We start from the raw sequence: 7,220 nt of genomic DNA, 5'->3' as shown, positions 1-7,220 counted from the left end.
AGTGGCTATTTTGTCGCGATGCGGCCCGCGGTCAGGCCGTCGCGGATCGCCAGCGCGGTCGCGGCTCCGCCCATCGAGTGCGCGATCACCGCGTGTGCCGGGCCGTACGCCGTGGCCACCGCCGTGAAGGACAGGGCTAGCTCGGGGATGGACGTGGACCGGCGGCCGTAGGCGCCCGGCGCCGACCGGCCGTGGCTGAGCGCGTCGAACGTGATCACCCGATGTCCTCGCTCGACGAGCGGGGCGACATACGCGCTCAGCTGCCCGGCATGCCCGGCCCATCCATGGACGAGGTAGACGTTCGGACCGGTTCCCCACGTCTGGCCGACGACCGCCCGGCCGCCCACGTCGACGGTGAAGAGGTCGCCGGTCGGCGGTGGCGGCACAGCGCGCTTGGGCAGGGTGAACCAGAGCTTCTCGGCCCAGCGGGCGGCGACGCCCGGCGCCGCGCGGTTCAGCACCGCGAACGCCCGGCGCAACGGCTTCGGGGCAGGAAAAGGACGAACGGTCGTGCTTTTTTCTGAGCGTACGGGGGCGATGTCCATGACGGGTCGGTCCTCTCAGTGAGCGGCGGCGATGAGGGCGTCGACGGCCCGCCGGGCACGCGTCTCGGAGCGCTCGTCGCCGAGCAGCCGCAGCGTGTGGTGGCGGGCCAGGATGACGCCGTAGAAGTCCTGGGCGAACTGCTCGGGATCGGCGCCGGAGCGGAAGTGCCCCTCGGCGACGCCGGTCCGGAAGATGGTGGCGATCATGTCGAACATGTCGCGCTCGTCGCGGACCAGCCGGTCGCGCACCGGCCCGGGCCGGTCGTCGAACTCGGTGGCGGCGGCGATGAACGGGCATCCGCCCGGGCGCGAGTCCCAGGCGATCCAGTGCTCGTACAGGGCGCGGACGCGCGGCTCGCCCCGGGGCGCGCGCAGCGCCGGCCGCGCCACCGCCTCCTCGAACTGCGCCCGCGCGTGCTCGAGGACCTGCAGCTGCAGGCCCTCCTTGGACTGGAAGTGGCCGAAGACCCCGCTCTTGGACAGCGAGGCCTGCGACGCGAGTGAACCGATGGTCAGCCCGCTGAGGCCCAGCCGGCGCGTGACGTCGACGGCCTGGTCGAGCACGGCCGCACGCGTCTCTTCACCCTTACCCACACGACCATAAAAGCACGGTCGTGCGGCAAAGGCAATCAGGCGATGCTGCCGTCAGGATTCAGCCGGACGATCGAGGAGCTGAGCCGGGCCTGCTCGGCCGCCCACACCACCCGGTGGGTGGCCAGGCTGTGCGCCGCATCGGACGTGAGCAGTCCCGGGTCACCGGAGGCGACCGCCGCGGTGAAGGCGTCGGTCAGCGCCTCGTCGCCGCCGCCGTGCCCGTCCGCCGCCGACGGCCCGCCGTGTGCGGCCGCGTCGAAGGTCTCCTCCCGGCCGGTGCGGAAGTCGAGCCAGCGCACGGTCTGACCGTCGCCGTCCAGGTAACCGTGGGTGCCGAAGAGCCGGGTGCGGCGGTACTCCATCGGGGTGAACGCGGTCACCGTGAACGAGCAGGTCGCGCCGTCGGCGAACTCCATGTTGACCACCTGGTGATCGACCACGTCGTTGTCGCTGGTGTACACGCACCGGCCGTACGGCCCGGTGCGCAGGGCGGCCAGCACCGACTCCTCGGTGAACGTCGGGGTGACCGCCCCGAGCGGCCAGAAGTGCTGGTCGGGGTCAGCCTGGGCGGAGAGGTAGAGGCGCTTGGCCGAGTACGGGCAAGTGGGCTCGACCGGGCAGTCCAGGCATCGGTCCGCCGCGCCGGCCGGCTTCTCGGAGGGCTTGAAGTGGCTCAGACTCCCGAACGACGTGACCCGCGCCGGGATGCTGCCGAAGAGGTGGACCAGCCAGTCGATGTCGTGACAGCACTTGGTGAGCAGCAGCGGCCCGGACTCGGCCGAGTTGCGCCAGTTGCCGCGCACGAACGAGTGCGCGAAGTGCCACCAGCCGACCGGCTCGAGGTGCTGCACGCTGACCAGCTTGCCGATCCGGCCCGAGTCGACCAGGCCCTTGAGCATGCGGGTGTAGGCGGTGTACCGCATGACGTGGCAGACCGCGACCATCACGTTGTTGCGCTCGGCGGCGGCGGCGATCGCGGCGGCGTCCTCCTCGGTCGGCGCCATCGGCTTCTCGAGCAGCAGGTGGTAGCCGAGGTCGGCGAGCCGGACGGCCGGGTCGCGGTGCATCCGGTCCTGGGTCGCGACGATGGCGGCGTCGGCGAGGCGGGGTTCGGCGGCGAGGTCGGTCCAGCTCTCGTACACCCGGGCGGGGTCGACGCCGAACTCAGCGGCCACCGTCTCGCGGCGGTGCCGATCGGGCTCCGCGAGGGCCACGACGGTTCCCGCGCCGGTCGCGATGGCATGCCGGGCATATGCCTGGCCCCGGAGACCGGCCCCGACCAGAGCTAGAGTCACTGCGGACATGTGATCCTTCCCGGCAACCGGATTAACAAGGATTCCATTTAAAGTACCGTCTCGTCAGAATTCAAGGGGCCAACGTGACCGCGCATCTCACCGGCGGGGACCTCTCCCGCCTCCGGCAGCTCAACGCGCTGACCGCGATGGAGATCCTGCGGGACCAGCCCCCGATGACGCTGACCGAGCTGTCCCGGCGCACCGGCCTGTCCCGCGCCTCGACCGAGGACGTGGTCCGCGACCTGCTGGAGTCCGGCTGGGTGGCGGAGGTCGAGCCGGCCGCCGGCGGGGTGGGCCGCCCGGCACGGCGATACCGCTTCCGGGCCGAGGCGGGCCGGCTGCTGGGCGTCGACATCGGCGGGCACAAGGTGCTCGCCCTGGTCACCGACCTGGACGGTGCGGTGCTGCACGGCCATCGCGTCGAGGTGACCCCGGAGATGGGCCGCGCCGACCGGCTGGCGGCGACCGACGCCGCGATCGCCGGCGCGCTGCGGGCCGCCGGGCTGACCGGTGACCGGCTGTGGGCGACCGGCATCGCGACCACCGGGCTGGTCGACCGGATGGGCAAGGTGATGCTCTCCGAAGCGCTGCCCGAGTGGACCGGCACCGACCTGGCCACGCACGTGTCCCGGCTGGTCCGCGGCCCGGTGATGGTCGAGAACGACAGCAAGCTGGCCGCGCTCGCGGAGACTTGGCGGGGGGTGGCCCGGCACGCCTCCGACATGGTGTTCATCCTGTCCGGGCTGCGCACCGGAACCGGGCTGATCATCGACGGCAAGTTGCACCGCGGGTTCGCGAACTCGGCCGGTGAGATCGGCGCGCTGCCCGCGGCGGGCTGGATGCGCGCGCCCGAGCATCTGGCCGCCTGGCCGACCGGCGAGGACATCTTCGCCGCCGCGCACGCCGGCGATCGCAAGGCGCTGGCGGCGATCCGGCGCTACGTCAAGGACCTGGCGATCGGCGTCTCGGCGCTGGTGCTGACTCTGGATCCCGAACTGGTGGTGGTCGGCGGCGGCTTCTCCCGCTCGGCCGACCTGCTGATCGACCCGCTGCGGCGTGAGCTGGACCGGTGGTGCCTGCGTACCCCGGAGATCCGGGTTTCGACGCTGGCCGACGAGGGCGTCGCCCTGGGCGCGGCAAAGCTCGCGCTCGATCACGTCAGCGACGCCGTGCGCGGCGGCAACGGCCTGACCTCGGTGGACCGTTTCGCGTCTGCCTAGATAGATCGCGGTTGACACTTGTGATCAAATTGTTGCTTGCATTAGTTTTCATGGTCCCCATGATATTTCCCAAGCGAACGCTCGGGGAGGACCAACGATGCGCAGGCACACCCGAATCGGCACGGCCGTTCTCAGCGCCGTCGCCCTAGCCCTCGCCGGGTGCTCCGGCGACGACGGCGAGGGCGGCAGCGATCCGAACGAGAAGGTGACGCTGTCCTACGCGGTCTGGGATCAGACCCAGAAACCGGCGATGGAGGAGCTGGCCAAGGCGTTCACGGCGAGCCATCCGAACATCACGATCGACATCCAGCTGACCCCGTGGGAGGGCTACTGGACCAAGCTCAAGGCGGCGGCCACCGGTGGCGCCGCACCCGACGTGTTCTGGATGAACGGCCCCAACTTCCAGCTGTACGCCTCGAACGGCGTCATCAAGGCGAACCCCGAGCAGGTCGACACCTCCGTCTACCCGAAAGGGCTGGCCGACCTCTACACCTTCGAGGGCAAGAGCTACGGGCTGCCGAAGGACATGGACACCGTCGGCGTCTGGTACAACAAGTCGCTGTTCGACGCGAAGAAGGTTCCGTACCCGAAGGACGGCTGGACCTGGGCCGACTTCCAGGACGCCGCCGCGAAGCTCACCGACCCGGGCAAGAAGATCTTCGGCACCGCAGCGCCGCTGAGCAGTTTCCAGGAATACCAGTACAACACCATCGCGCAGGCCGGCGGCTTCGTGATCTCGCCCGACGGCAAGAAGTCCGGGTACGACGACCCGAAGACCATCGCCGGACTGAAGTTCTGGACCGACCTGATCGCGAACAAGCACTCCCCCGACCTCAAGACGATGACCGACACGGCGCCGCTGCAGCTCTTCGAGGCCGGGAAGATCGCGATGTACTGGGGTGGGTCGTGGAACGTCGCCGAGTTCGGCGACAAACCGATCAAGGACAAGATCGACGTCGCGCCGCTGCCCACCGGTGAGAAGCAGGCGACGATCATCCACGGCGTCGCCAACGTGGTCGGCGCGAAGACTCAGCACCCCGACCAGGCCTGGGAGTTCGTCAAGTACCTCGGCTCCAAGCCGGCCGCCGACATCCTCGGCAAGAAGGGCCCGATCCCGGCGTACAACGGGACGCAGTCCGACTGGGTCAAGGCGCATCCCGAGTGGAAGCTGCAGACCTTCCTGGACGAGGTCGCCTACGCGGTCCCGTACCCGGTCTCCAAGAACACCGCCGCCTGGAACGAGGCCGAGCTGACCCACCTGACCAAGGCCTGGAACGGCGAGCAACCGGTGGATCAGGCCGCCGCCGAGCTGGCGAAGGCGATGAACGACCTGCTCGCCAAAGAATAGGCCTGCTGACAATGCGGAAGGACCGCGTCACCGAGGCCGTCTGGGGATACGCGTTTCTCGCCCCGGTGGGCCTCGGCCTGGCCGTCTTCTACCTGTGGCCGGTGCTGCAGACGGCGTACTTCTCGTTCACCGAGTGGGGTGCGTTCGGCGGGCACACGTGGTCGGGGCTGGACAACTACCGCCGGCTCGTCGGTGACCCCGAGGTCGGCCGGGCACTGATCAACACGATCTCGTACACCGTGCTCGGCCTGATCGCGATCCCGCTCGCCGTCGTCTTCGCCGCCCTGCTCAACCGCAAGATGCGCGGGGTCGGCGCGTACCGGACGCTGTTCTTCCTGCCGGTGGTCACCATGCCGGTCGCCGTCGCGATGGTGTGGCGCTGGCTCTACAACGGCGACTACGGCCTGTTCAACTATCTGCTGTCACTGGTGGGCATCGACGGCCCGAACTGGATCGCCGACCCGGACACCGCGCTTTACGCCCTGGTCGCGATCGGCGTGTGGAGCAGCATCGGCTACAACCTGATCATCTTCCTGGCCGGCATGCAGGCGATCCCGGCCGAGTACTACGAGGCCGCCTCGATCGACGGCGCCGGCCCGGTGCGGCAGTTCTTCCGGATCACCCTGCCGCTGCTGTCCCCCACCGCGTTCTTCGTGTCGGTGGTCTCGGTGATCGGCTCGCTCCAGCTCTTCGACCTGGTGTTCGTGATCACGGGCTCGGGCGCCGCCGCGCGTGCCAACCCGGCGTATCCCAGGCTGCAGACGGTGATCCAGCTCTTCTACGACCGGGCCTTCGTGACCAACGACCGAGGGTACGCGGCCGCGATCGTCATGGTGCTCCTGCTGATCATCGTGGTCCTCACCGGGCTCCAGTTCCGCTTCCAGCGCCGGTGGGTGCACTATGCATAGCCGCATCTCCAGGATCGCTCTGCACACGGTGCTGATCGCCGCCTCGCTGGTGATGGTCACCCCGTTCGTGTGGCAGATCCTCACCTCGCTCAAGACGCTCAGCACCGCGACCTCGGTGCCGCCGACGCTGATCCCGGACGGGCACTGGGCCAACTACGGCCGGGTGTTCGACCTGCTCCCGTTCGGCACGCAGTTCTTCAACACGGCGTTCACCGCGCTGGCGCGTACCCTCGGCCAGGTTCTGTTCTGCTCGATGGCGGCCTACGCCTTCGCGCGGCTGCGCTTCCCCGGACGCAAGGTCCTCTTCGGAGTGTTCCTGTCCGTGCTGATGGTGCCGCCGCAGCTGTTCATCATTCCGCAGTACCAGATCATGTCGGACCTCGGCTGGCTGAACAGCCTGCAGGCACTCATCGTGCCCGGCCTGTTCAGCGCGTTCGGCGTCTTCCTGCTGCGGCAGTTCTTCCTCGGCCTGCCGATCGAGCTCGAGGAGGCGGCGCGGATCGACGGCGCCGGGCCGCTGCGCATCTACTGGTCCATCGTCCTGCCGCTGGCCCGGCCCGGACTCGTCGCGCTGGCCGTGCTCGTCCTGCTGTGGTCCTGGAACGACCTCTTCTGGCCGTTGGTCGTCAACACCGACCCCGACAAGATGACGCTCTCCGCCGGGCTCGCGTCGCTGCAAGGGCAGTACCTGACCGACTATCCGATCCTGATGGCCGGCTCGCTGCTGGCCTCCGTACCCGTCATCGCCGTTTTTGTTTTCCTGCAACGCCAGTTCATCCAGGGAATCGCGCAGACAGGGATCAAGGGATGAAGAAGATCACCGTTGTCGCTCTGCTCGCCACGCTCGCGCTCACCGGCGCGGGCGGCCATCCGCACAGATCGGAGGTGACCTACCCTCCGAGCACCGCGGCCATCACCAACCCGGAACGCGGCTTCTACCACCAGCCCGGCGACTGCGACGCGACCGACTTCACCGTCGAGCAGCTGCGCGGCTACCGCGACCAGGAGAACATCAGCCTGGTCATGTGCATCTTCTACCTCACCCAGTTCAAGGCGTCGCCGATCAGCGCCGACGCGCTGGCGCAGCTGCAGCAGCAGCTCGACACCGTGCGGGCCGCCGGAGTCAAGGCGATCCTGCGGTTCGCGTACACGCAGACGGACAACCAGGACGCCCCGAAGGACCGGATGCTCGCGCACCTCGACCAGCTGGCGCCGGGGTTGGGGGGCAACCCCCCCGTCATCGCGGGCATGCAGGCCGGGGTGTTAGGGCACTGGGGTGTGTGGTTCTAAAACGCCCACATCGGCGCCGA

General features: G+C 69.1%; 8 protein-coding genes. 5 read left to right on the top strand and 3 right to left on the bottom strand.

Annotated features, from left to right (window positions below; genetic code table 11):
* Positions 1 to 5: 5 nt before the first annotated feature.
* The 3 genes from AB0M20_RS19130 to AB0M20_RS19120 form a co-directional block, all read right to left on the bottom strand.
* Positions 6 to 479: an alpha/beta fold hydrolase gene (locus tag AB0M20_RS19130; protein WP_364299821.1), complete on the bottom strand. Its 474-nt coding sequence runs from the start codon at positions 477 to 479 to the stop codon at positions 6 to 8.
* Between the two features lie 81 nt (positions 480 to 560).
* Positions 561 to 1,139 (bottom strand): TetR/AcrR family transcriptional regulator, encoded by a 579-nt coding sequence (locus AB0M20_RS19125; RefSeq protein WP_364299819.1) that lies wholly within the window; start codon positions 1,137 to 1,139, stop codon positions 561 to 563.
* Between the two features lie 35 nt (positions 1,140 to 1,174).
* The gene (locus AB0M20_RS19120) at positions 1,175 to 2,443 is read right to left on the bottom strand and encodes a Gfo/Idh/MocA family oxidoreductase (protein ID WP_364299817.1); all 1,269 of its coding nucleotides are present in this window, start codon (positions 2,441 to 2,443) and stop codon (positions 1,175 to 1,177) included.
* A 74-nt stretch (positions 2,444 to 2,517) separates the two neighbouring features.
* Here AB0M20_RS19120 and AB0M20_RS19115 point away from each other — a divergent pair, with 74 nt between their 5' ends.
* From AB0M20_RS19115 to AB0M20_RS19095, 5 genes are all read left to right on the top strand, one after another.
* Positions 2,518 to 3,654 (top strand): ROK family protein, encoded by a 1,137-nt coding sequence (locus AB0M20_RS19115; RefSeq protein ID WP_364299815.1) that lies wholly within the window; start codon positions 2,518 to 2,520, stop codon positions 3,652 to 3,654.
* Between the two features lie 97 nt (positions 3,655 to 3,751).
* Positions 3,752 to 5,002, top strand: a complete 1,251-nt coding sequence (locus AB0M20_RS19110; protein ID WP_364299813.1) for a sugar ABC transporter substrate-binding protein — start codon at positions 3,752 to 3,754, stop codon at positions 5,000 to 5,002.
* Between the two features lie 11 nt (positions 5,003 to 5,013).
* Positions 5,014 to 5,910 (top strand): sugar ABC transporter permease, encoded by an 897-nt coding sequence (locus AB0M20_RS19105; RefSeq protein ID WP_364299811.1) that lies wholly within the window; start codon positions 5,014 to 5,016, stop codon positions 5,908 to 5,910.
* The gene (locus tag AB0M20_RS19100) at positions 5,903 to 6,721 is read left to right on the top strand and encodes a carbohydrate ABC transporter permease (protein WP_364299809.1); all 819 of its coding nucleotides are present in this window, start codon (positions 5,903 to 5,905) and stop codon (positions 6,719 to 6,721) included. Before AB0M20_RS19105 ends, AB0M20_RS19100 begins: the two co-directional genes overlap by 8 nt.
* Positions 6,718 to 7,200 carry a DUF4874 domain-containing protein gene (locus tag AB0M20_RS19095; protein WP_364299807.1) on the top strand — a complete coding sequence of 161 codons (483 nt, stop codon included), beginning with the start codon at positions 6,718 to 6,720 and terminating at the stop codon, positions 7,198 to 7,200. Before AB0M20_RS19100 ends, AB0M20_RS19095 begins: the two co-directional genes overlap by 4 nt.
* The last annotated feature ends 20 nt before the right edge of the window (positions 7,201 to 7,220 follow it).

It is taken from the genome of Actinoplanes sp. NPDC051633, assembly GCF_040681735.1.
GTDB lineage: Bacteria > Actinomycetota > Actinomycetes > Mycobacteriales > Micromonosporaceae > Actinoplanes.
Note: the sequence above shows the minus strand (reverse complement) of the source record. Positions and strands in the feature narration are given on the sequence as shown.

What these genes read in the sequence shown, in the direction of transcription:
- AB0M20_RS19120 (WP_364299817.1), bottom strand. Translation starts at nt 2,443, where the DNA reads ATGTCCGCAGTGACTCTAGCTCTGGTCGGGGCCGGTCTCCGGGGCCAG.
- AB0M20_RS19110 (WP_364299813.1), top strand. Translation starts at nt 3,752, where the DNA reads ATGCGCAGGCACACCCGAATCGGCACGGCCGTTCTCAGCGCCGTCGCC.
- AB0M20_RS19100 (WP_364299809.1), top strand. Translation starts at nt 5,903, where the DNA reads ATGCATAGCCGCATCTCCAGGATCGCTCTGCACACGGTGCTGATCGCC.
- AB0M20_RS19105 (WP_364299811.1), top strand. Translation starts at nt 5,014, where the DNA reads ATGCGGAAGGACCGCGTCACCGAGGCCGTCTGGGGATACGCGTTTCTC.
- AB0M20_RS19095 (WP_364299807.1), top strand. Translation starts at nt 6,718, where the DNA reads ATGAAGAAGATCACCGTTGTCGCTCTGCTCGCCACGCTCGCGCTCACC.